Source organism: Natronocella acetinitrilica (genome assembly GCF_024170285.1).
GTDB lineage: Bacteria > Pseudomonadota > Gammaproteobacteria > Nitrococcales > Aquisalimonadaceae > Natronocella > Natronocella acetinitrilica.
The window spans coordinates 97,537-118,704 of sequence record NZ_JALJXV010000011.1 but is presented as its reverse complement, the minus strand read 5'-3'; the positions used below and the strand labels follow the sequence as shown (position 1 = coordinate 118,704).

Here is a 21,168-nt window from a genome sequence, read left to right as displayed (position 1 = left end):
AGGCGAGCCTCATTGATCGCTTTGTAGTTTTACTACACAATAGCGGGCATTCTCTGCACCCCACTCCATGGAGACCCACCGCTATGTTCCAGCTGACGCGCAGCGTGACCTGGCAGGCCCTGCAGCGGCTGCGTGATGAAACGGCCAGCGACCGCATCAGCGATTACTTTCGCGCCGATCCCCAGCGCTTCGACAAGATGAGCCTGCGGGTAGGCGGGCTTTTCCTGGACTATTCCAAGCACCACGTTTCCGGCACGGTGCTGAACCGACTGCTGGAACTCGCCCATCATTCGGCTCTGGTCCAGCGCCGGGCGCAGATGTTCTCCGGTGACATCATCAATGTGACCGAGGATCGACCGGTGCTCCACACCGCCCTGCGCAACCTGGGGGATACCCCCGTGCATCAGGCCGACGGCCGGGACGTGATGCCGGAAATCCGTGCCACCCGCGAGCAGATCAGGCAGTTTTCCGAAGCTGTACGTAATGGCGAATGGAAGGGCTACAACGGCAAACGGATCAAGGATGTGGTGAACATCGGCATCGGTGGGTCCGATCTGGGGCCCAACATGGCCTGCCGCGCGTTGCTGAACTACAAACACCCGGATCTCAACTTCCACTTCGTGTCCAACGTGGACGGCACCCACATTCAGAAGGTGCTGCGCGGCCTGGACCCGGCGACCACGCTTTTTATCGTCTCTACCAAGACCTTCTCCACCCAGGAGACGCTGATCAACGCCCGCACGGCGCGCCGCTGGTTTGTTGAACAGGCTGGCGACGAGGCCGATATCGGCGCCCATTTCGTGGCCGCTTCCACCAACCGCAAGGCGGCCACGCAATTCGGCATCCGCGAGGAGAACGTGTTCGAATTCTGGGCCTGGGTCGGAGGCCGGTACTCCATGTGGTCCTCCATCGGCCTGCCCATCGCCCTGTCCATCGGTTTCGACGGCTTCATGGAATTGCTGCGCGGGGCTTTCGAAATGGATCAGCACTTCATCGAAGCACCACTGGAAGCCAATATGCCAGTGTTGATGGCCTTGATCGGTATCTGGTACATCAACTTCATGGGTGCCGAAACTCACGCAATCGTGCCCTACGACCAGGCCCTGCATCAGCTGCCATCGTTTTTGCAGCAACTGGACATGGAATCCAACGGCAAGTCCGTGGATATCTTCGGCCAGCAGGTCAATTACAAGACCGGTCCCATCGTCTGGGGACAGACCGGCTCCAACGGTCAGCACGCTTTCTTTCAGCTACTGCACCAGGGCACCCGCTACGCCCCCATCGACTTCATTGCCTCGCTGAAGCCCGAACCGGGTTTCGAGGACCACCACTTCGCCCTGCTCACCAACATGCTTGCTCAGGCCAACGCCTTCATGGAAGGCAGCCAGGAAGGCAGCCGGCTGAAGCACGACAGCTGTCCGGGGAATCGTCCCTCCAGCGTGCTGCTGCTAGACGCGCTCACTCCGCGCAACCTGGGCGCGTTGATCGCGCTCTACGAGCACAAGGTATTCGTTCAGGGCGTGATCTGGAACATCAATTCCTTCGACCAGTGGGGTGTGCAGCTGGGCAAACGCATTGCCGGCGAAATCAGCGAGCGCATCGATACCAACGTGGACGACTTCGACGCTTCCACCCAGGGGCTTTTGCATCTGGTGCGACAACACTTTGAAGGCCAGAGCGCACCGAAGAAGAACCGAAAGGGCTGAATCATCGGGCGCGGGCACCGGAGAGCTTGGCGACGCCGACGATAAAGTGTAATGTTATAACATTCTACTTTATTCAGTGCGCATCCATGCCACCAAACTATCTGTCCAACAGCGGCCGGCCCAATCAGCCATGGGCCGAGGCAGCCGCGCGATTTTACCTCCAGGCCATCCAGGGCTCCGATTACGAGGCCCGTGTGGGCAGTGCCCTGCATACCCTCGTGGGCGCGACCCAAGATCTGCTGGATATCGGCGCTGGCGGCGGTCAGCCCGGGGCGGCCCTGCTGGCCCCCAACGCCAGCTGGACTGCTGTGGAACCAACTGCAGCGTTGGCCCGGCATCTGGCACGCCGCCCGGAGCGCCCCCGGGTAATGCGCTGCACATGGCAGGCGTTGCCTGGTTCAGTAACCACCGAGGTATATGACGTCGCTCTGGCAGCCAATACGCCGCTTCCACTGGGAGATCCCGTCGGGTTTCTCCGCTCACTGCAGCCCTTGGTACGCGATGCAATCGCCTGGGTGGTGCCGGCGCAGGCCGGGCCAAGGCGACATTGTCTGGCAGGCTTTCTGCCAACGGACATCCATGGCGAAAGCAACGAGCCGGCTGTTGCTGGAGTACTCCGGAAGCTGGAGACGGCCAGGCTTGGTCCCAGCGCCGTGCAGCAGGTGGCCTGGACATTCAGCGCCCGCTTCTCCTCTCTGGCTGCCGCACAACTGCACCTGGAACGCCAGTTCAACCCGGCCCGCTGCCGCCGCCGCCGTCATCGAATACGGGCGCGCCTGGCCCGGCTGCCCCGTGCCACCGACGGCAGCATCACAGTCTCAGTGCCGAAGCAATCAGCCTGCCTGGTTTGGCGGCATTGATCCTTCAACAAAGATGACAACAGGAAGTCAGCCATGCCCCGCGTACCCGCCGCGAGCCTGATCGCCATTGCAACCGTTATCGGTAGCGCGCCTGTCAATGATGTCCATGCCCAGCCCGGTTTTTCCCTCGGCCCAATGGTGGTCACGCCGGGCCGCCGGGCGGAGCCCCAGAGCCAGGTCGCTGCAACGGTGCAGGTCATCGACGAGGAGCGCATCCGCGCCTCCGGCGCCCAGTCGGTGACCGACCTGCTGGCGGAGCATGCGGTGGGCTTTTTCAGCGAATGGACACCGGCCCAGACTTCGATGAATATCCGTGGCGGCGCCTCCGACGGCCAGGGGCGTGACTTCCGCGGGCAGGTCAATGTACTGCTGAACGGCCGTCGCGCCGGCACCGCCAACCTGTCCAAGCTCAGTCTGAATGACGTGCGCCGCATCGAGATCGTGCGCGGCCCGGCCTCCGTGGCCTACGGTAGCCAGGCCATGGGCGGTGTGGTCAACATCATTACCCGCACCGGTGCCGACACGCCCACCACCGGCTTCACCGCCCGCACCGGGAGCTGGAACCTGCGCGAGGGGCACGTCTTCACCGGTGGTGCCCTGGACGGCATCGACTACTACCTCTCCGGCAACCTGGCGCTACAGAATGACTACGAATCCGGCCGCGGCAGCGAGGAGCGGATGGTCAATACCGCCTGGGAGCGGCGCGGCGGCCTTGCCAGCCTTGGCGGGGATCTGCCCAACGGCCACCGGCTGGAACTCACCGCCCGCAGCGACGGCGTCTATGACGCCGGCTTCCGCGGCTCGGCCTGGAACTTCGAGAATACCGACAACCGCATCAACCGTTCCCTGGATCTGGTCTACGACGGCTTCTCCGAGGACGGCCGCCTGGGCTGGAACGTCCACGGCTATCTGGTCCGGGATATCGACGAGTTCAACTGGGCCAACCCGCGTCTGGACTGGGAGACCTTCTACAACGAGCGGATTCTGGACATCCAGGGCCTGCGCCTGCTGGGCGACGTGGCCCTGCGGCCCAGCACCGATCTGCGCGCCGGCATTGACTGGGAGTACAGCGAACTGCGCAACGACCGCCTGGTGCTGACCGGCGACGGCGAGCAGGTGGGCGGCCCGCCGGCGGCGCCCCAGGACAACGACCACGACGAGCGCGTGGTAGGCCTGTGGACCGAGGGCCTGCAGCGGGTCTGGGATGATCGCGTGACCCTGCGCGCCGGCGCCCGCTACACCGATGGCCGCACCTCGATTCGCCCCACCGTCGGTCGCGACGACCTGCGCAGCAACACCGAGCGCTACGACGAGTGGACCTACAGCCTGGGGGCGGCCTGGCGCATCGACCCACGCTTCACCGGCCGCATCGGCTACGCCACCGGCTTCCGCGCCCCCACCGCCACGGAGCTGGCGGCGGATTTCGCCGTGCTGGCGGGCGGTCAGGTCATCGGCAATCCGAACCTGGACCCCGAGCGCAGCGAGCAGGTCGAGGTGGGCGTCAGCGGCTACCTGCCCGCCACCTTTGTCGATCTGGCACTGTTCCGCAACGTCATTTCCGACCGCATCGTCACCGAGCCGCTGGACGACGACCGGCGGCGCTACGCCAACAGTGACGATCCGGTGGAGATGGTGGGGCTGGAACTGCAGTCGGAAATCGACCTCGCCGCCCTGATCGACATCGATGCACTCTGGCGCCTGCAGGCCAACGGCACCTATCACTTCCGCATGCGCGACCGCGCTGCGCCGTCCGCCGCCAATACCGATCGTGCGCAGCGCATCCACAAGTACGAGGCAGGGCTCAGCATGGTGGTCGGAGAGCCGGCGCGCTGGGATGTGCGGCTCACCGGCATCCTGCGCGGCCCGGTCTGGTACCGGACCGAGGAGCGGCTGCTCATCCCCGAGGCCGAACCGTCACGGGAGTTCGTGCACAAAAAAAATGCGTTCTGGGTATTGAACCTGCGGGGCAGCATCGCGGTGACCCGCAACGTGCGGGTGTTCGCCGGCATCAACAACCTGCTGGATAAAAACGAGCACCCGCTGTTCATCGCCCTGAACGAGACCCCTTACATCTCGGACCCGGAGTTCTCGAACGGCGGTCGCGGTAACAGCATGCCCGGGCGGATGTGGTTCGCCGGCGTGAGTGCGGAGTTCTAGCCTTGTTCGGTGTGAGGCGTCGGTATCGCCTGCCCTTGGCAGTCCTGTTGGCGGTGGCCTCTGTGCTCCCGTCAGCGGTCATGGCGGAGTTTCCCCGCACGGTGGTGGATGCACTGGGGCGCGAGGTCACCATTGCGCAGCCGCCACAGCGCATTATCTCCATCTTCGCCAGCAATACGGAGCTGCTGGCCGCCCTGGAGCTGACGGATCGCATCGTCGGCATTGAGGACTACACCCGGTATCCGCGAGGCATCCGCGACGGGCGGGCCATTGTCGGCGGTCGCCTCGGCTTTTCCGCCGAGGCCATGGCCCGCCTTGAGCCGGACCTCGTGGTGGTGACCCCTGCCCGCCAGGCCGCCGCCACCTTGCTACGGCCGATGGAAGCCGCCGGCATTCCCGTAGTGGTGCTGCTGCACCGCGACCTGGAACAGGTATTCGACAACCTGCGCTTCCTGGGCCGGGTCACCGGCGAGGAGGCGGTGGCGGAAGCCGCCGTCGAGGCGCTGCAGGCGCGACTGGAGCAGGTTCGTGTGCGCATCGCCGACGCGCCGCCGCGACACGTCTATTTCGAAACCGGGGAAACGGACCGCGGCGGGTTCATGACCATACGCCCCGGCACTTACACCTTCGATGCCCTTGTTGCGGCGGGCGGGCGCAGCGTGTTTCCCGATCTGACCGGGCTCAGCCAGGTCTCCGGCGAGGCCGTGATTCAGGCCGACCCGGAGGTCATTCTGGTGGCGCGTCGCGACATGGACCCGACGGGCGTGGCAGGCCGGGTTGGCTGGCAGCGGACCACGGCAGTGCGCCATGGTGCCGTTCACCCCGTGAACCGCAGCCTGCTGCTGATTCCCGGTCCACGCGTGGTGGACGGTGTGGAACAGATGGCCCGCCTGCTCCACCCGGAGCGTTTCCCGGAGCCATGAACGCATTGCTGGCACGTCATCCGGTACCGGGCGTCGCCCTGCTGCTGCTCGCCTGTTTCGTGAGCGGTGTCTGGCTCGGCGCCGAACTGCTGCCGCCGGCGGCACTGTGGGCTGCCGTGTCCGACGGCGGCTCCACCCTGGGCAACATTATCCTGCACTGGCGGCTGCCCCGGGTACTGGCCGCCTTCTGTGTCGGTGCCTGCCTGGGCATGGCCGGTGCCGTGTTCCAGGGCGTGTTCCGCAACCCGCTGGCAGAGCCCTACCTGCTTGGCAGCGCCTCCGGCGCCTCGGTGGGTGCGGCCATCGCCATCCTCGCGCCACTGGCGCTGCCCACCGCCATCGGCTTGCCGCTACTGGCCTTCGTCGGCGCCTGGGGGGCAACGTGGATCGTGGTGCTCATCGCCAGCAGCGCCGGCGTACGCCAGACCCATGCCCTGATTCTCGCCGGCGTCGCCATCGCCGCCATGCTCACCAGTATTCGCAGCCTGCTCATGCTGGTGCTGTCCGATGACACCATGAGCCTGCAGGCCATCCTCGCCTGGACCCTGGGCGCGATCCAGACGCCGCACTGGGGCGAGCTGGCACTGCTGGCCCCGCTCACCGGCCTGGGGCTGCTGGCCTGCCTGCTGCTGGCGCGTGGCCTGGACGTGCTGGGCCTGGGGCCGGACGTCGCCGCCAACATGGGGCTTTCGGTGCAAGCCTTCATGCACCGGGCGGTGCTGGTGGCGGCGGCGGTCACTGCCGTCGCCGTGGTCTGGGGCGGGCTCATCGGCTTCGTCGGCCTGGTCGTACCCCACGTGATTCGCTGGTGGCTGGGGCCGTCCCACCGGCGGCTGATTCTCTACTCCGCCCTCGCCGCCGGCGGCCTGCTGATGGTGTTCGACGGGCTGGCCCGGGCGCTGCTGCCACCGGCGGAAATTCCCCTGGGGCTGCTCACCGTTCTGCTGGGGGCGCCGTTTTTTCTTTACATTCTGGTTCGCGAGGCCCGCCGATGACCGCACCTCTGCTCAAGGCCAGCAACCTCTCCGTGACGGTGAACGGCGCCCGCCCGCTGGACTGCGCCAATATCGACATTGCCGCCGGCGAGGTGCTGGGCATCCTCGGGCCCAACGGCTCCGGCAAGAGCACCTGCCTGAAAGTGCTGGCCGGCGTGCTGTCACCGGCGAGCGGCACGATACAGCTCTGCGGGCGCGACTGGGCGGCCTGGCAGCCGCTGGAGCGAGCCCGCCGCATCGCCTATCTGCCGCAGCAGGCCGACATCTACTGGGACTTCCGCGTCGACGATTTACTGGCGCTGGGAGCGAGCCGGGGACAACGATTCGCAGGCTGGCCCTTCACCACCGCGAGCACCGGGGCAACGGACGTGGCGCGGCTGGTACAGGAGTTCGAGCTGGAAGCACTGCAACGGCGTCGCTTCGACACATTGTCCGGGGGCGAGCAGGCGCGCGTGCTGTTCGCCTCGGCGGCGGCGGCGCGGCCCGCCATCCTGCTCGCCGACGAGCCCACCGCCAGCCTGGATGTCTGCCACCAACTGGCGCTGATGCGCCGTCTCCGGGAACTGGCCAGCGACATGGCGCTGGTGTTGGTGCTGCACGACCTCAACCTGGCGGCCCGCTTCGTCGACCGCGTGGTGCTGTTCCGCGACGGCCGCACGGTACTTGAAGGACCAACCGCTGCGGTGCTGGCATCCCCCGAGGTGGACCGCACCTTCCAGGTCCGCTTCCAGCGTCTGCCCATGGGGGAGCAGACGCTACTGATGGCCGAGTGAGGGACTGTGCGGCACGGAAAGCGTCATTTTGCCGGCATCGTCGTCACGGCCCCTCTAGTTCGCGCTCCAGGGTGTCGAGGTAGGCGCTGATGCGCGCCGCGTTGGCGCCGGCGTCGCCCACTCCCAGCCGGGATGCCGAGCGCACATCCACCCGCGTGCCTCCGTTCTCCTCCCGCAACCGGACAACCACATCGTCCTCGAAGCCGAACCAGGTGGTGGTGGCAGTCGCCTCCAGGCGAGTGTCACCGACGTACGCCACGTGCCAGCCGCGGGCCAGCGCCACGGTCTCCACTGCCTCCATCACCACCGCCGGCTCCTCGGAGCGAATGAGCGGCTCGATCTCCGGATAGGCCTCCCGCTGCTGTCGGGCAGTCTCCTCTCCGGGGTAGTCCACCGCATTCGGAGCCTGCTCCCGGGCGCTGGCCAGCGCCTCGAACGGCGGTGGATCATTGGTGTCGGTGGTGATGTCGTGGATGGGCGGCGCATCCTGCGCCTGTTGCCAGTGCAGGATCGGCAGGGCGCTCGTGGACAGGCCGCCGGCCACCGCCACGACGGCAGCGGCAGTGGCGGCGACACGGCCATGGCGCAGCACCCCAATCAGGCCCGCCAGCCCCAGGGCCGTCGCGGTAAGGGCCGCATGGGTGCCGTAACGGAGGCCATCGAAAGCCACTCCCAAGGGCAGCACCCCAGTGCGGTAGGCGGGACCCACGCCAACAACCGGGAGAAGCCCGAGCATCATCAGGGCGAGACCGGTCCAGGCAAGGGTTGCGGAGAAACTGCCTCGTTTCGACATGGGTCAACCTGCTCGCCAAGCGTGATCACTCAATAGACTGTCATGGAGTTCAGCCGATGGATACCAGGTTTGGGGACTTAGCAAATCCAGTCAGTGCAGGCCCATTCGTGGAGTGGAAGCAAGGGCAATACTATCGTGCAACCTTCTTAAGGCGTTGCGCCGCACGCTTGCCGACAAGGATTTTCTCCTTCCGCTTCATGCCGTGCCATGCCTTGATCTCCACCTTGTTGCGCCCGCAACCCACACAGACATCGCCCTTGAACTGGCAGACACTGACGCAGGGGCTGTCGATACGCTTCGCCACAACGGATCTCCGGAATCTGCAAATGCAATAGTATAACAAATCGAAAATCCGGCATGGCGCTAATGCAGTCGAGGCGATGCCATGCTGGGGACGCAAGGGCAAGGATCGGCCGTGGGCGGCAGAGGCCAGCCGTGTCGCACCAGCAGTTCAGCGACGCCCAATGGCAGCGCATTCGCCGCAACTCCCCGGCTCAGGAGCCGAGTGCTAGGCCCGATGCCCCTCGCCAGCAAGAACCGCAGCAGGGGCATGGGGTGCTGGCAACGCAGGGCGGTGAGAAACGGCGACCAGTCGCCCTCGAGATTACCGCGGCGGATGAGATCCGTGGCCTGCCCGTCAGGCAATTTCACCGTGTTCATTGTCAGTGGTCTCTCCATGGCTGATCAGGGAAGGTGACGGTCACCGTCGGCAATGGCCCCGCGGCCGCCACAACGATCCGCGACTCCCGCTCCCGAAGCAGTTCTTCGTCCCAGTACAGAGAGTTGTCCAGCGCCACGGCGAGCACGATGCCGGACACCAGGATCCACCAGACCAGATTCACGGGCCCTCGGCCTTTCATGCTTAGCCCTCCATGGTTTGAATGACGAAAGAACCTGGCCATGATGTAAACACAAATGAGAATCGTTCGCAATATTTGAGCTCAGCTCGGGAATGTTATACTGTTTCGTTTTTTGGAGGAGATTGCGTGATGCAGCGGTTACCCGTCACCGTTCTGTCGGGCTTCCTTGGCGCCGGCAAGACCACGCTGTTGAACCACGTTCTTCATAACCGCGAGGGGCGGCGTGTCGCGGTGATCGTCAACGACATGTCCGAGGTCAACATTGATGCCGCCCAGGTCCGCAGCGGCGGTGCCGCACTGTCACGGGCCGACGAGAAGCTGGTGGAAATGAGCAACGGGTGCATCTGCTGCACCCTGCGCGAGGATCTGCTGCTGGAAGTCAGCCGCCTTGCCCGTGACGGCCGCTTCGACTACCTGCTGATCGAATCCACGGGCATCTCCGAACCCATGCCCGTGGCCGAGACCTTCACCTTTCGCAACAGCGATGGCGTCAGCCTGGCGGACGTCGCCCGCCTGGATACCCTTGTCACGGTGGTCGACGCCCGCAATTTTCTGCACGACTACGCCTCCGCCGATCAGCTGACCCAGCGAGGTGAATCACTGGGAGAGGATGACCAGCGGACTGTGGTGGATCTGCTGGTGGAGCAGGTCGAGTTCGCCGACGTCATCCTGGTGAACAAGACGGACCTGGTCTCCGCCGATGAACTGAAACGCCTGGAGGCCATGCTGCGCAGCCTCAACACCCGCGCCCGCATCCTGCACAGCGAGTTTGGCACCGTGCCGCCGGACGCGGTGCTCGATACCGGGCTCTTCGATTACGACGCCGCGGCCCGGGCACCGGGCTGGCTGGCGAGCCTGCACCAACCCCATCGCTCCGAATCCGACGAATACGGCATCGGCAGCTTTGTCTACCGCACCCGCCGGCCCTTTCACCCCCAACGTTTCTGCCTCCTCGTGCACTCGGAATGGCCGGGAGTGATTCGTAGTAAGGGGCACTTCTGGCTGGCAACACGCCCCGACATGGCGGGCGACTGGTCCCAGGCCGGCGCCGTTGCGCGACATGGCCTTGCGGGCACCTGGTGGGCGGACGTCGATCCGGACAACTGGCCGGATGACCCCGAAATCCTCGCGCTGATTCGCAGCCGCTGGGAGGAGCCATGGGGAGACCGTCAGCAGGAACTCGTGCTCATCGGCATGGACATGGACGAAGCAGCACTTCGCCGCAGCCTGGATGACTGCCTGCTTACCGACGCGGAGATGGCTGAAGGCCCACGGGCCTGGGAATCGCTCCCCGACCCGTTTCCACGCTGGGCCTTCGCCGGAGAAGAGGAGACCGACAGTGCCTTTTCCGAGGAAAACCCATGAATACCGACCCAATCCCGGACAGCTATGAGGCCTGGCGGCATTGCATAACCGAGGACTGCGGCATTCCGCTCACAGTTGCGTTCGTCGAGGAACGGCTGACCGTTTGGCAGAACTCCGAACACGAGGAAACTCAGCGTTTCCGTCGCCTCTACGGTGACGAGCATCTGCGGACAATCATCGCCTGGTTCCGGCAGGCACGACAGGAACTCGAATGAGCAATGCCCCTCCCGGCTCGTGCCGCTCCTTCGAAACCGGCACTTTTACCGGTGATCCCTATACGTTATGTTGTTCCAGTCGCCGCAAAAACCTATGGGATGGGATCAATGGCACAGGGGTTACTCCATGACTGCCGCGCCTCACTCCACCGGGCTGCTCTTCCTTTCCTGATTCTGCTGATCGGTTTCGGCTTGCTGCCGGTCGCTGCCTTCTCCGACGAGGTCACCGATTGGACCGGGGCCTGAGACAGTCGCTGGCGCGATGGCGGCGCTGTGCTGTTTCTGGAACAGTCGGGCGACGGGCGCGTCGAGGGCACCTACCCGGTCCTGGAGGGAGAGATTAGCGGCCAGGTGGACGGACGCACTCTCAGGGGCACCTGGAGCGACCCCGGCGGTACGGGTGAGTTCGTCTTCTCGCTGTCACCCGACGGCGAAACCTTCATGGGCCGATTTGGTACCGGTGAATGGTGGACTGCACGGCGCAAGGATGCCGACGAGATCCGGCAGGTGGAGACCATCCCTGCCGCCTCGACTCCCGGCGACACGCTGTTTGCCTTTCTGCGGGCCGGCAACGATGCACGCGATGGCCGTACCGACCGGTTCGGACCGGTGCTGCCGCTGCTCGACTACGACAGATACCCGGAAGACCTCCCCCCCGCGGCGCGGATCGGACTCGCGATGGAGCTTTTCAACGTGCTCGATCGGACCACCGTGCGGGTGCGCCGATTGGTCCCGTCGGACCCAGAGACCACGGAGTACGTCGCGACCCTGTCGCAGGCCGGTACGCGAGCCCAGATCGACCTGAGCTTCGTTCGCGAGGAGGCACCGGACGGATCCGATCGCTGGCTTCTGGTCGTGCCATCGCAGGAAGAGATGGATCGGGCGCTGGTCTCCATGCTTCGATTGTTCGACGGCGAAATGCCGCACGCCCGCGAGCATCACCTGCTGAAGTCGCCACGCGATACGATGCGAACCTTCCAGGAGCAATGGGAACTGTGGCGAACCGATCCGACAGATCTGTTCGTCAAGACAATGGATATGTCGCAGATTCCCTCTGCCATCAGGTCCGACGAAGCTGCGCTGCGCGGCGAATACCTCAAGGAGGTGATGGACCGAATCGGACTGGTCCTGCCCCAGGAGATTCCTGACAACCCCAAGCAGCAGTCTCCCTACCTCCACTTCCAGCATCCGGCGGGGAGCGTGGAAATCGTGCCAGTGCTGGTGGACGTATCGGAGGACGGTGAAAACGAGACCTGGATCTGGCAGTTCAGCGCCGAGACTGTTGATTCCGCCCGTGATCTGTTCATCGCACTCGAGGACATGCCGCGTGACGAACTGGCCATCACCGAGGCATCGTCACCGTTTTTCGAGCTTCGCAGCCAGATTCGCGCGGTCAACCGGGACCTCCTGAACGAGGTGGGCGGCGTCGAGGTGTGGCAATGGTTGACGCTGACAGCGTGGCTGCTGGTCAGTATTCCGGTGAGCTGGCTGCTGAGCTGGCTGACCGTCCGCATGTTGCGGCTTGGTCGAAACGATGGTCGACATGACGACAATACCAACGTGGTGGTGCGCTTCTCCCTGCCGCTGCTGCTGGTCCTCGTCGCGTGGAGCGGCCTGCTGCTCGTCGGCTGGCTTGGTCTTCCGCAGAACGTCGACATCCCGCTTCGCATTGCTCTCGGCGTCGTGCTTTCGATCGCCGGTGGATGGCTGGCCTAGCATCTGGTCGACCGGATCAGCCACTTCTTCGCCGTCGACCCGAAAATTTCCCAGTATCGCGACGAGATCCTGCACTCCCTGCTGACTTCGCTCGCCAAACTCGTGGTCATCATCGGAACGATCCTGTTCCTGGCGGAAGTGCTCTCGCTACCCTACCAGGGGGTACTGGCCGGTCTGGGTATCGGCGGCCTGGCGGTCGCGCTGGCGGCGCGTTCCACGGTCGAGAACTTCATCGGCGGAATCACTCTGTTCGCCGACAAACCCGTGAAAGCGGGCGATTTCTGCCGGTTCGGCGAAAATATCGGAGTGGTCGAGACCATTGGCCTGCGCTCGGTCAGAATCCGTTCCCTCGACCGGACGATTGTCACCATTCCCAACGCCGAGTTCGCCGCCATGCATATCGAGAACTACTCGCGTCGGGACAGCATCCTGATCAATACCGAGGTGGAACTGCGTTACGAAACCACGCCCGATCAGGTCCGCTGGGTGCTGACGGAAATCCGCAAGCTATTGCTGCAACATCCCATGGTCGAGGGCGATTCGGCCCGGGCGCGCTTCGCCGGGTTCGGTGCGCACTCGCTGCACATCGCGATCTTCGCCTATGTGAGAACCACGGACTGGAGCAAGTATCTCGGTGTGCAGGAAGATATCTTCCTCCGCCTCATCGACATCGTCGATGAATCGGGCACCGGCTTCGCCTTCCCGTCAACGGTGAACTACGTCGCTCGCGACGGGGGCATCGACGAGGAACGCAGGGAACGTGTCGAGGGGATCATCGATCAACTTCGCAAGAACAACCAACTGCCGTTTCCGGACTTCGACCACGATACCCGCGGTGCCATGGCAGACGGGCTGGATTACCCCCCGGCGGGTTCGGCGACAACCCGCTGACATGAGTACACCGGCAGCAGGGCGGCGGATGGCCATCACACGGCAATTCAGCTGGCATTTCGGCGGTCAACGCATCACGACCCCCTTCGATGAGCGCGGCGCCCGCCTCGGCACGGCCGTGTTCGTCACCGGCGGGAGCCCTGCCCAGCATCACGTTCTCGTGCCTGCCCACCGGCACCCTGGGCCTCCATGAGGAACAGGCGGAAACCGTCGCAGGGCTCGTGCAGCGCCATCTTTTCTAGAACCCTGACTAGCACACGGACTGAGGGAGTTCCGCAACCAGTGCATGTCGCCCACGAACACCGCCGGTTAGCTGGCACGGCAGTTGCGCGTACGAAAGCGATCCTCGAATGCCGCGGCAGCCAGGCCCAGCACCGTGATGGTGGCAATTCCCAAGGGAAGCAGGGCCCAACCGACCTGAAGTGGTATCAGGGTGAGCGTGGTGATCAGGCACCACAGTAGCGGGATCGGGTACACCAGCCAGCTGGCGGAGCCGCGCAAGGCGATGAGCAGGAAACCCAGGGTGACGATGGCCGTTGGGTCCGGATGCAGGGCAAAGACTTCGGCCTGCCTCCAGCCGTTGCCTGTGAGCGGTGCCAGCAGCGGGTAGGCGGCGCTTCCGAAGGCGGCGATGGCGACACCGACGACGGTTCGAAGGCCACCACTTCGCCGCGCTGACGGTCCCCCAGCGCCGAAGGAGGCGACGGTCAGCATCAGCACCGCCTGGACAAAGAATAGAACCGCAAGGTTACCGGCAAGGACATTGATTTCCGCGTAATACTGGAGGTGGAAGACAAAGCCGCTGACCAGCCATGCCCCGGCAACCAGTGCCAGACCGAACCGCCGCCATCCGCGCCAGGCGAGGAGTACCGCGACCAGGCCGAGGAAGACCATCAGCAGCTGCAAGGGCCAGAAACTCTCGTTGATACGCTCGATCAGGCGAAAGTAGACCTCGGCGGTGAAGGGGATAAAGTCCTCGAGTCGGTAGCTGAGCCAGTCTCCCATGACGGCGTCAAAGCGACTCAATGTGTTCGATCATGCGCCGGCGCGCACCTTCGCCGGGCATGGGCTCGAGACCTGCCCGCATGTTTTCCTCAAGATGCTCGACGCTCGTCGTTGCCGGGATTGCGCAGGTAACTGCCGGATGGCTGACGATGAACTTGAGCAGGAAACCGGCCCAGGTGGAGCAGCCACACTCCTCTTTCGCCCAACCGGGTACTTCATGACCCCGCTTGAGTCTCCGGATCAGGCCGCCGCCGTCGTAGGGCCGATTGGCGATCACGGCGATGCCCTTCTCGCGGGCCAGCGGCAGCAGGCGGTGTTCCACCTGCCGATGGGTGATGTTGTAGGTCAGTTGCACGAAGTCGATGTCGTGGTTTTGCATGATGTCTTCAAAAGCACTGTGGCGGCGACCGTGGGAGGTGGTGACGCCGATGTGCCGCAGTTCGCCGTCCGCCTTCATTTGCTGCAGCACCTCCAGGTGCTCGCGCCAGTCCACCAGGTTGTGTACCTGCATGAGATCGAAGCGTGACACACCCCAACGGTCGGCGAGCTCGGCAATCTGCTCCCGTGTCGAGCCCCCGGCCGGGCTCCACACCTTTTCGGCCGAGTAGAGCGAGCCGGGGTGGCCCAGCCGCTCAAGCGCGAAGCCCATCACGTCGGGCGCCGAACCGTACATGGGCGAGGAATCCACCATGCCGCCGCCGTGTTCAAAAAACGCGCGGACCACCTCGGCGCGATCACCCAACAACTGCTGATCGGCGCCCACATTGAACGTGCGCCAGGTGCCAAGCCCGATCACCGGCAGCCGCTGCCCGCCGGGAATGGGCTTGTAGAGCCTGCCATTCGAGCCTGCCAAAGCCAGCGACGGTGGGAACAAGGCGCCTGCAATGCCGGCACCCAGAAGCTGGAGCGCTTTTCTGCGTGATAGCCGCAGACTCATGATGACCTCGCGCGGAGTTGTTCGGGGCTGAATCTTCGACGCATCGACATACACTCCTTTCGTCCATTATCAGGCTTACCGGACAGGTCGGTAAAATCGGGGTGGAGGCCTGGCCGCTCGGTGGCCTCAGTGCCGACCGGCGCCTTCTCCGGCAAGGGCCAGAAGCTATAATGGGATCTGATGGCATGACGTCCGCGCCGCCGCGCCGGACACACCACGCTATCGAGGAGGTCGTCATGAGCAAGACGGTTACCGCCGCATACGACAACATCGACAAGGCCAACAACGCCTTGGACGAGTTGATCTCGGAGGGGTTCATCCGGGAAGAAGTGTTTCTGGACAAGAGCAACAACCAGGTCAAAGTCATCGTGCCCGATTCGGTTCGCCGCCGGGCGGAGGACATCCTCCGCCGGCATGAACCCAACGACTTGTGGGATCGCCCCTTCGAGCCCGCCTGACCGAGTTGCCAGCGCGGGCCCCGGCGAGCGCTGCGGGCCCGCACACCTCAGGGACCGTGACACGGGGCGCCGTCCACCCGGAAACGCCGGAACATGCGAGCACCTCGCCAGACCCCCCGCGGCTCCGAGATCAGGGGGAGCCTCAGCTCACGCCTCGGGAGAATTTCGACGGTCCATTGGGTCTCGCCCATGAATCGGAAGTGGACCCGGTTGGGCGGCTCTATTTCCAGCAACGAGAAGGCTTCCGTGGCGTATGGATACCCGATGGCCGCGCTGTCCAAACGGCGACCATCCGCGGTGATCAGATGGATGTTCAGGACGTCCTCGTGGGGAATGTCGTCGGTGAGGAACAGCAGGCACTCCCCGTTGCCGATGTCGATAGCCGCATCGAGCTCCGCGCCTGAGACCACGGGACCGGTATCCAGACCGAACAACCGGACCTCGCTGCGCGGCGGTCCGCCCGGACGGACCGACTGGACGGGACTGAGCTCAATCTCTCTGATCACGCGCACGGCGACGGCACTACCAGGCAGCGGACGCGCCGAAAGCGGCTGCCGCACCGCCGGCGAACGCACCAGCGGCCACACAGACCGGCGCGCCAGGCCCACAGGCGAGGCCTGCAAGCGCGCCACCGTCCAGGCCACCGGCACCGGTTATGGTGGCCTCCTTCGCCGCCGCCTCGGCACGGTCATCGGCGGTCATGATGTTGTAGGCGGACAACCCCAACGACTGAGAAGGGCCAGTCGCTCTTGCAGAGCGGTGAGGCCGGCTTTCTCGAAGGCAGGGCTTCGGCCAAGGACATCCCGGGCCAACAGGGTTTCAAGGCGGTATTCCCGACCCCAGAGCTGCTTCAGTTCATCTGCAGAGACGGAAAACGGTGGTCCGTCCATCCGGGCCTGCTCGTATTCAAGGGTCCAGCACAGCAGCGGTGGCCGAGCAGGGGTGAGGTCCAGCATATGGCGGGCGTATTCCCTGCGCATTTCCGGGGGCAAGGCCACCAGGGCGGCCCGATCCCAGATGGCATCCACTCTGCCCAGTTGCTTCGGGGTCAACGCAAAGTAGTCGCCACACCAGAGGGTGAGGTTTTCACCGGCAAAGCATTGCAACCCATCGACGTGCGCCGCTGCCTGCCGCTCAAGGCCTTCAGCGTCGGCAACCGCCTGCAGACTCGCCTCGGCAAGGTCGACACCCACGACATCGAATCCCTGGCTCCTCAGCCAGCCGAGATCCAGCGTCGCGCCACATAATGGCAAGAAAATACGCGCGCCCGGTTCAATTCCGAGGGATGGCAGATGCTGCTGCAGCAACGGGTTGACCCGATCAAGCTGCCAGGGCGTGTCGCCCTGCTCCCAGCGATCGAGCCAGAACTCCGCCCGCATGTCAGCGCTCAGCCACAGTCAGGCCGGCAAAACGGCGCAGGAGCCACCACGCCTCTGGCGATGGCTGCAAACCTGCCTGCAGTGCGGCGGTATTCAGCCCCTCCTCCTGCAACGCGGGCTCCAGAGCGCGAATGAAGCTACCCATGACGCGATCACTGAACTCCGGATGAAACTGCACGCCCCAGGCACGGGAACCCAGACGATAGGCCTGAGTCGGTTCAAAGTCACCGGTGGCCAGCAGCACCGCCTCTGACGGCAGCCGCTGAACCTGCTGTTTGTGTATCGCCTGCGCGGGAAACGCAGCAGGCAGACCACCGAATAGCGGATCATGGGCGGCTTCCAGCGTGGGCCGGATGGTGACGGTGCCCACTTCCCGTCCGCCCTCGTGGAAGCCGACACCCCCGCCGAACGCCTCCGCCAGCAGGTGGTGGCCGAAGCAGATGCCGAGCACCGGCACTTCGCGTTCTACCAGCGTACGCAGCCATCCGGCGGTGTATTCGCTCCAGGGTTCGCGGTCAGTAACCATGGATCGGGAGCCGGTGAGTACCGCCCCCGCAATTGCGTCCGGGGCTGGCAGCGGCTCGCCCTTTCGAGGGTCGACCACATGCACAGGCAAACCCAGGCCGTTGCCGATCCATTGGTCGCCGGTACCGCACTCCGCCTTCACCGGCGGCGGTGTGGTTCCAAGCCGTACGATCAGCACGGGAAGGTGTTCCCCGGATCCATTCATCATTCACGCAACCTCTTCGTTGAACCGCGCCGTACACCGTCTGGAATGATGCCATGGATCTCGCCGGCATGGTGTCCTGGCCGGCATGCTACCTTGTAACCGACGAGAGAGGACGAGCCCATGGATGATCGCGTACGCCGTGCCATGGCCCGCTGGCCGGATGTCCCCCATCTCTATGGCTGGCTGCGTCTGGACGAGCGAGGCCGCTGGTGGCTGCGTGACAGCTTGGTGCGGAACCAGGCCCTGTTCGACTATATCGGCCGTAACTATGACGTGGACGAACGTGGCTGCTGGTATTTCCAGAACGGCCCGCAGCGGGGTTATGTCGCACTTGATTACACGCCCTGGGTTCTGCACCTCGACAACAGCGGCATGCTGCGTTTTCAGACCGGGGCTGAGGCCAGGCTGACAGGCACGGCCCTGATTGATGACGAGGGGAATCTGCTGCTGGTCACCCAGCGTGGACCAGGGGTGGTCGCTGGCGAGGGGCTGGCGGCCATGATCGACGGATTACGCGACCTGCAAGGGGAAACCATCCCGCTGGAAACCCTTGAACAGGCTATCAACGATCAAAATCTGCAGGCCCTCTCGCTGCATTGGAACAGTGAGCGGGTACCCCTGGAGTTCATCCATCGGGCTGACGTACCCCGGCGCTTTGCCTTCAACCCGTCGCCCACGCCAACCGGCCACTGAACCTTTCCCCCACGGCGCAGCCTTGTGAGCATACCCGGGGGCTGGGAGAATAGCCGCCGGCGCAACGGCGGAGAGATGGCGACGCATGCAATACAGAGATCTGCGGGATTTCATGAACCAGCTCGAGGGGCGCGGGGAGCTCAAGCGCATCACGGCGCCGGTGGACCCTGTGCTCGAAATGACGGAGATCTGCGATCGCACCCTGCGTGGTGGCGGCCCTGCCCTGCTATTCGAGAATCCCGTCGGCCACCAGATGCCCGTACTCGGCAATCTGTTCGGCACGCCGACCCGGGTTGCCATGGGCATGGGCGCCGACAGCACCGACGCGCTGCGCGACATCGGCAAACTGCTGGCATTCCTGCGCCAGCCCGAACCGCCCAAGGGTTTTCGCGACGCCTGGGATCAGCTTCCGGTCTTCAAGAAGGTGCTGAGCATGGCGCCGAAGAAGGTGCGCCGCGCGCCCTGCCAGGAGGTGGTGCTGGAGGGGGAAGACGTGGACCTCTCCCGCATCCCGGTGCAGACCTGCTGGCCGGGGGATGCGGGTCCGCTGATCACCTGGGCGCTGGTGATCACCCGCGGCCCCCACAAGGACCGGCAGAATCTCGGCATCTACCGCCAGCAGGTCATCGGCCGCAACCGGGTGATCATGCGCTGGCTGGCGCATCGGGGCGGCGCGCTGGATTTCCGCGAATGGCGGCAGGCGCACCCCGGCGAGCCGTTCCCCATCGCCGTGGCGCTGGGCGCCGACCCGGCCACCATCCTCGGGGCGGTGACGCCGGTGCCGGACAACATCTCCGAGTACGCCTTCGCGGGCCTGCTGCGCGGCAGCAAGACCGAGCTGATCCAGTGCATCGGCTCGGATCTGCAGGTGCCGGCCAGCGCCGAAATCGTGCTGGAGGGCCACATCCACCCGGATGACATGGCGCCGGAAGGCCCCTTTGGCGACCATACCGGCTACTACAACGAGGTGGATGAGTTCCCGGTGTTCACCATCGACCGCATCACCCACCGACCGGACCCGATCTACCACAGCACCTACACCGGCCGCCCCCCGGACGAGCCCGCCATCCTCGGCGTGGCCCTGAACGAGGTGTTCGTGCCGATCCTGCAGAAGCAGTTCCCGGAGATCGTGGATTTCTACCTGCCGCCGGAGGGCTGCTCCTACCGCATGGCGGTGGTGAGCATGCGCAAGCAGTACCCGGGCCACGCCAAGCGGGTGATGCTGGGCGTGTGGTCGTTCCTGCGGCAGTTCATGTACACCAAGTTCGTCATCGTGGTGGATGACGACGTCAATCCACGTAGCTGGGAGGACGTGATCTGGGCTATGACCACCCGCATGGACCCCCAGCGCGACACGGTGATGATCGACAATACCCCCATCGATTACCTGGATTTCGCCTCGCCGGTCTCCGGTCTTGGGTCCAAAATGGGGTTGGATGCCACCAGCAAATGGGCGGGGGAAACAACGCGGGAGTGGGGTACGCCGATTCGAATGAGTGACGAGATTCGCCAGCGGGTCGACGAACGGTGGGCGGAACTGGGTATTGATGCACCCCCGGTTCCCCGGTAGCCGATATCACACCTCCACCGCCAGACTCGGCCCCGGAGAGGTTTGGCACTTTCCGCTGTCATAGGGCCAGGGACTGTCATCGGATCGGGAGCAGGCATGGAATACCAGGTCACAATCGAGCCTTCCGGACATCGCTTCACCGTCGCGCAGGGTGAATCCGTGCTGGCCGGTGCACTGCGAGCGGGACTGGTGATTCCCTACAGTTGCCGTGGTGGCTCGTGTGCCACCTGCATGGGCAAGGTCGTGGAAGGTGAGGTCACCTACCCGGGTGGCGGCACGCCCGAGGCTCTGGACGAAACCGAGGCCGCCATCGGCCAGGCGTTGTTCTGCATGGCCCAGCCCGGCAGTGACCTGGTGATCGAAGTCCGGGAACTGCGTGACGCAGGCGACATCGAGCCCCGCAAACTCCCCTGCCGGGTGGTCGCCATGCATCGCCTTGCCCATGACGTCATGCAGCTGGATCTCAAGCTCCCGGATAGCGAGCGGTTGCAGTTTCTCCCCGGCCAGTACATCGACATCCTGCTCCGCGACGGACGCAGGAGAAGCTATTCCCTTGCCAACCCGCCACACCGGGATGATTTCCTGGAAATCCATGTCCGGCATCTGGTGGATGGTGAATTTTCCGGCAAGGTGTTCGGCAGCATGCGGGAGAAGGCGCTGCTCAGGCTCGATGGACCCTACGGCACGTTCTTTCTACGCGAAGAGTCGGAACGCCCCATCCTGATGATGGGCGGCGGCACAGGTCTGGCACCACTGCAGAGCATGCTCGAGCACGCCTTCGAGATCGGCTTGAACCGGCCGATTCACCTATACTGGGGGGTGCGGGCCCGGAACGACCTGTACCGTCATGAGCAACTGGCCATCTGGGCTGCGAAGTATCCCCACTTCACTTACACGCCCTGCTTGTCGGAGCCACTTCCCGAGGACCAGTGGCAAGGCCGCATCGGTCTGGTTCACAACATGCTGCTTCAGGAGCATCCGCAGCTTGGCGGCTATGATGTCTACATGAGCGGTCCGCCCGGAATGATAGAGGCAGCCCGGCGGGACTTCCGCCATCATGGCCTTCTGGACGAGCATCTCTACTTTGATTCCTTTGAGCATGCAGCAGACAATATGATTGCGCCGCCCGAGAATTGAAGCTG

At 64.5% G+C, this 21,168-nt stretch carries 26 protein-coding genes; 16 read left to right on the top strand and 10 right to left on the bottom strand.

The features are described from left to right. Positions 1–83: 83 nt before the first annotated feature. The 6 genes from pgi to J2T57_RS19785 all read left to right on the top strand — a co-directional run bounded on the left by pgi (position 84) and on the right by J2T57_RS19785 (position 7,414). A complete protein-coding gene (pgi, locus tag J2T57_RS19810; protein ID WP_253484066.1) occupies positions 84–1,706 on the top strand; it encodes a glucose-6-phosphate isomerase in 1,623 nt (540 codons plus the stop codon). Between the two features lie 86 nt (positions 1,707–1,792). Continuing rightward, on the top strand, positions 1,793–2,566 hold the full coding sequence (locus J2T57_RS19805; RefSeq protein ID WP_253484063.1) for a hypothetical protein: 774 nt from the start codon (positions 1,793–1,795) through the stop codon (positions 2,564–2,566). 33 nt (positions 2,567–2,599) lie between these two features. Next, entirely contained in the window at positions 2,600–4,723 is a 2,124-nt protein-coding gene (locus J2T57_RS19800; protein ID WP_253484060.1) for a TonB-dependent receptor, read from the top strand. An 11-nt stretch (positions 4,724–4,734) separates the two neighbouring features. After that, entirely contained in the window at positions 4,735–5,646 is a 912-nt protein-coding gene (locus J2T57_RS19795) for an ABC transporter substrate-binding protein (protein WP_253484285.1), read from the top strand. Next, positions 5,643–6,641: a FecCD family ABC transporter permease gene (locus J2T57_RS19790; RefSeq protein ID WP_253484057.1), complete on the top strand. Its 999-nt coding sequence runs from the start codon at positions 5,643–5,645 to the stop codon at positions 6,639–6,641. Before J2T57_RS19795 ends, J2T57_RS19790 begins: the two co-directional genes overlap by 4 nt. Then, positions 6,638–7,414 (top strand): ABC transporter ATP-binding protein, encoded by a 777-nt coding sequence (locus J2T57_RS19785; RefSeq protein WP_253484054.1) that lies wholly within the window; start codon positions 6,638–6,640, stop codon positions 7,412–7,414. The genes J2T57_RS19790 and J2T57_RS19785 overlap by 4 nt, the downstream gene beginning before the upstream one ends. 43 nt (positions 7,415–7,457) lie before the next feature. On the opposite strand, the gene J2T57_RS19780 is transcribed toward J2T57_RS19785, so the two are convergent. The 4 genes from J2T57_RS19780 to J2T57_RS19765 all read right to left on the bottom strand — a co-directional run bounded on the left by J2T57_RS19780 (position 7,458) and on the right by J2T57_RS19765 (position 9,067). After that, positions 7,458–8,207 carry a DUF1499 domain-containing protein gene (locus tag J2T57_RS19780; protein ID WP_253484051.1) on the bottom strand — a complete coding sequence of 250 codons (750 nt, stop codon included), beginning with the start codon at positions 8,205–8,207 and terminating at the stop codon, positions 7,458–7,460. Positions 8,208–8,337: 130 nt separating this feature from the next. Next, positions 8,338–8,511 (bottom strand): DUF1289 domain-containing protein, encoded by a 174-nt coding sequence (locus J2T57_RS19775; RefSeq protein ID WP_253484048.1) that lies wholly within the window; start codon positions 8,509–8,511, stop codon positions 8,338–8,340. 59 nt (positions 8,512–8,570) lie between these two features. Next, positions 8,571–8,867, bottom strand: coding sequence for a hypothetical protein (locus tag J2T57_RS19770; protein ID WP_253484045.1), 297 nt, complete (start codon positions 8,865–8,867; stop codon positions 8,571–8,573). A gap of 2 nt (positions 8,868–8,869) precedes the next feature. Further along, the gene (locus J2T57_RS19765) at positions 8,870–9,067 is read right to left on the bottom strand and encodes a hypothetical protein (protein WP_253484042.1); all 198 of its coding nucleotides are present in this window, start codon (positions 9,065–9,067) and stop codon (positions 8,870–8,872) included. A 129-nt stretch (positions 9,068–9,196) separates the two neighbouring features. Between J2T57_RS19765 and zigA the strand changes: the two genes are divergently transcribed. The 6 genes from zigA (at position 9,197) to J2T57_RS19735 (ending at position 13,447) form a co-directional block, all read left to right on the top strand. Further along, entirely contained in the window at positions 9,197–10,432 is a 1,236-nt protein-coding gene (zigA, locus tag J2T57_RS19760) for a zinc metallochaperone GTPase ZigA (protein WP_253484039.1), read from the top strand. After that, the gene (locus J2T57_RS19755; RefSeq protein WP_253484036.1) at positions 10,429–10,647 is read left to right on the top strand and encodes a hypothetical protein; all 219 of its coding nucleotides are present in this window, start codon (positions 10,429–10,431) and stop codon (positions 10,645–10,647) included. Before zigA ends, J2T57_RS19755 begins: the two co-directional genes overlap by 4 nt. A 99-nt stretch (positions 10,648–10,746) precedes the next feature. Beyond that, on the top strand, positions 10,747–10,893 hold the full coding sequence (locus J2T57_RS19750) for a hypothetical protein (RefSeq protein WP_253484032.1): 147 nt from the start codon (positions 10,747–10,749) through the stop codon (positions 10,891–10,893). Positions 10,894–10,920: 27 nt separating this feature from the next. Then, a complete protein-coding gene (locus J2T57_RS19745; RefSeq protein ID WP_253484029.1) occupies positions 10,921–12,363 on the top strand; it encodes a hypothetical protein in 1,443 nt (480 codons plus the stop codon). A gap of 102 nt (positions 12,364–12,465) precedes the next feature. Then, positions 12,466–13,254, top strand: a complete 789-nt coding sequence (locus tag J2T57_RS19740) for a mechanosensitive ion channel family protein (protein WP_253484026.1) — start codon at positions 12,466–12,468, stop codon at positions 13,252–13,254. Position 13,255: 1 nt separating this feature from the next. Then, positions 13,256–13,447, top strand: coding sequence for a hypothetical protein (locus J2T57_RS19735; protein WP_253484023.1), 192 nt, complete (start codon positions 13,256–13,258; stop codon positions 13,445–13,447). 116 nt (positions 13,448–13,563) lie between these two features. Here J2T57_RS19735 and J2T57_RS19730 read toward each other — a convergent pair whose 3' ends face one another. Together J2T57_RS19730 and J2T57_RS19725 are read right to left on the bottom strand one after the other, a co-directional pair. Next, a complete protein-coding gene (locus J2T57_RS19730) occupies positions 13,564–14,259 on the bottom strand; it encodes a DUF6064 family protein (protein WP_253484020.1) in 696 nt (231 codons plus the stop codon). 7 nt (positions 14,260–14,266) lie between these two features. Then, complete coding sequence (locus tag J2T57_RS19725; protein ID WP_253484017.1) at positions 14,267–15,196, bottom strand: aldo/keto reductase; 930 nt, start codon at positions 15,194–15,196, stop codon at positions 14,267–14,269. A 236-nt stretch (positions 15,197–15,432) separates the two neighbouring features. Between J2T57_RS19725 and J2T57_RS19720 the strand changes: the two genes are divergently transcribed. After that, positions 15,433–15,654, top strand: coding sequence for a hypothetical protein (locus J2T57_RS19720; RefSeq protein WP_253484015.1), 222 nt, complete (start codon positions 15,433–15,435; stop codon positions 15,652–15,654). 47 nt (positions 15,655–15,701) lie between these two features. On the opposite strand, the gene J2T57_RS19715 is transcribed toward J2T57_RS19720, so the two are convergent. From J2T57_RS19715 to J2T57_RS19700, 4 genes are read right to left on the bottom strand one after another with little or no spacing between them, the layout of a single operon-like run. Beyond that, positions 15,702–16,160 carry a hypothetical protein gene (locus J2T57_RS19715; protein ID WP_253484012.1) on the bottom strand — a complete coding sequence of 153 codons (459 nt, stop codon included), beginning with the start codon at positions 16,158–16,160 and terminating at the stop codon, positions 15,702–15,704. 16 nt (positions 16,161–16,176) lie between these two features. Then, positions 16,177–16,356: a hypothetical protein gene (locus J2T57_RS19710; RefSeq protein WP_253484009.1), complete on the bottom strand. Its 180-nt coding sequence runs from the start codon at positions 16,354–16,356 to the stop codon at positions 16,177–16,179. Further along, positions 16,353–17,033: a class I SAM-dependent methyltransferase gene (locus tag J2T57_RS19705; RefSeq protein WP_253484006.1), complete on the bottom strand. Its 681-nt coding sequence runs from the start codon at positions 17,031–17,033 to the stop codon at positions 16,353–16,355. The genes J2T57_RS19710 and J2T57_RS19705 overlap by 4 nt, the downstream gene beginning before the upstream one ends. Before the next feature lies 1 nt (position 17,034). Beyond that, positions 17,035–17,766, bottom strand: a complete 732-nt coding sequence (locus tag J2T57_RS19700) for a glutamine amidotransferase (protein ID WP_253484003.1) — start codon at positions 17,764–17,766, stop codon at positions 17,035–17,037. A gap of 117 nt (positions 17,767–17,883) precedes the next feature. Between J2T57_RS19700 and J2T57_RS19695 the strand changes: the two genes are divergently transcribed. The 3 genes from J2T57_RS19695 to J2T57_RS19685 all read left to right on the top strand — a co-directional run bounded on the left by J2T57_RS19695 (position 17,884) and on the right by J2T57_RS19685 (position 21,163). Next, on the top strand, positions 17,884–18,456 hold the full coding sequence (locus J2T57_RS19695) for a DUF2946 family protein (RefSeq protein WP_253484000.1): 573 nt from the start codon (positions 17,884–17,886) through the stop codon (positions 18,454–18,456). 85 nt (positions 18,457–18,541) lie between these two features. After that, positions 18,542–20,026, top strand: coding sequence for a 4-hydroxy-3-polyprenylbenzoate decarboxylase (gene ubiD, locus J2T57_RS19690; RefSeq protein WP_253483997.1), 1,485 nt, complete (start codon positions 18,542–18,544; stop codon positions 20,024–20,026). Between the two features lie 96 nt (positions 20,027–20,122). Continuing rightward, positions 20,123–21,163 (top strand): CDP-6-deoxy-delta-3,4-glucoseen reductase, encoded by a 1,041-nt coding sequence (locus J2T57_RS19685; protein ID WP_253483993.1) that lies wholly within the window; start codon positions 20,123–20,125, stop codon positions 21,161–21,163. Positions 21,164–21,168: the final 5 nt, after the last annotated feature.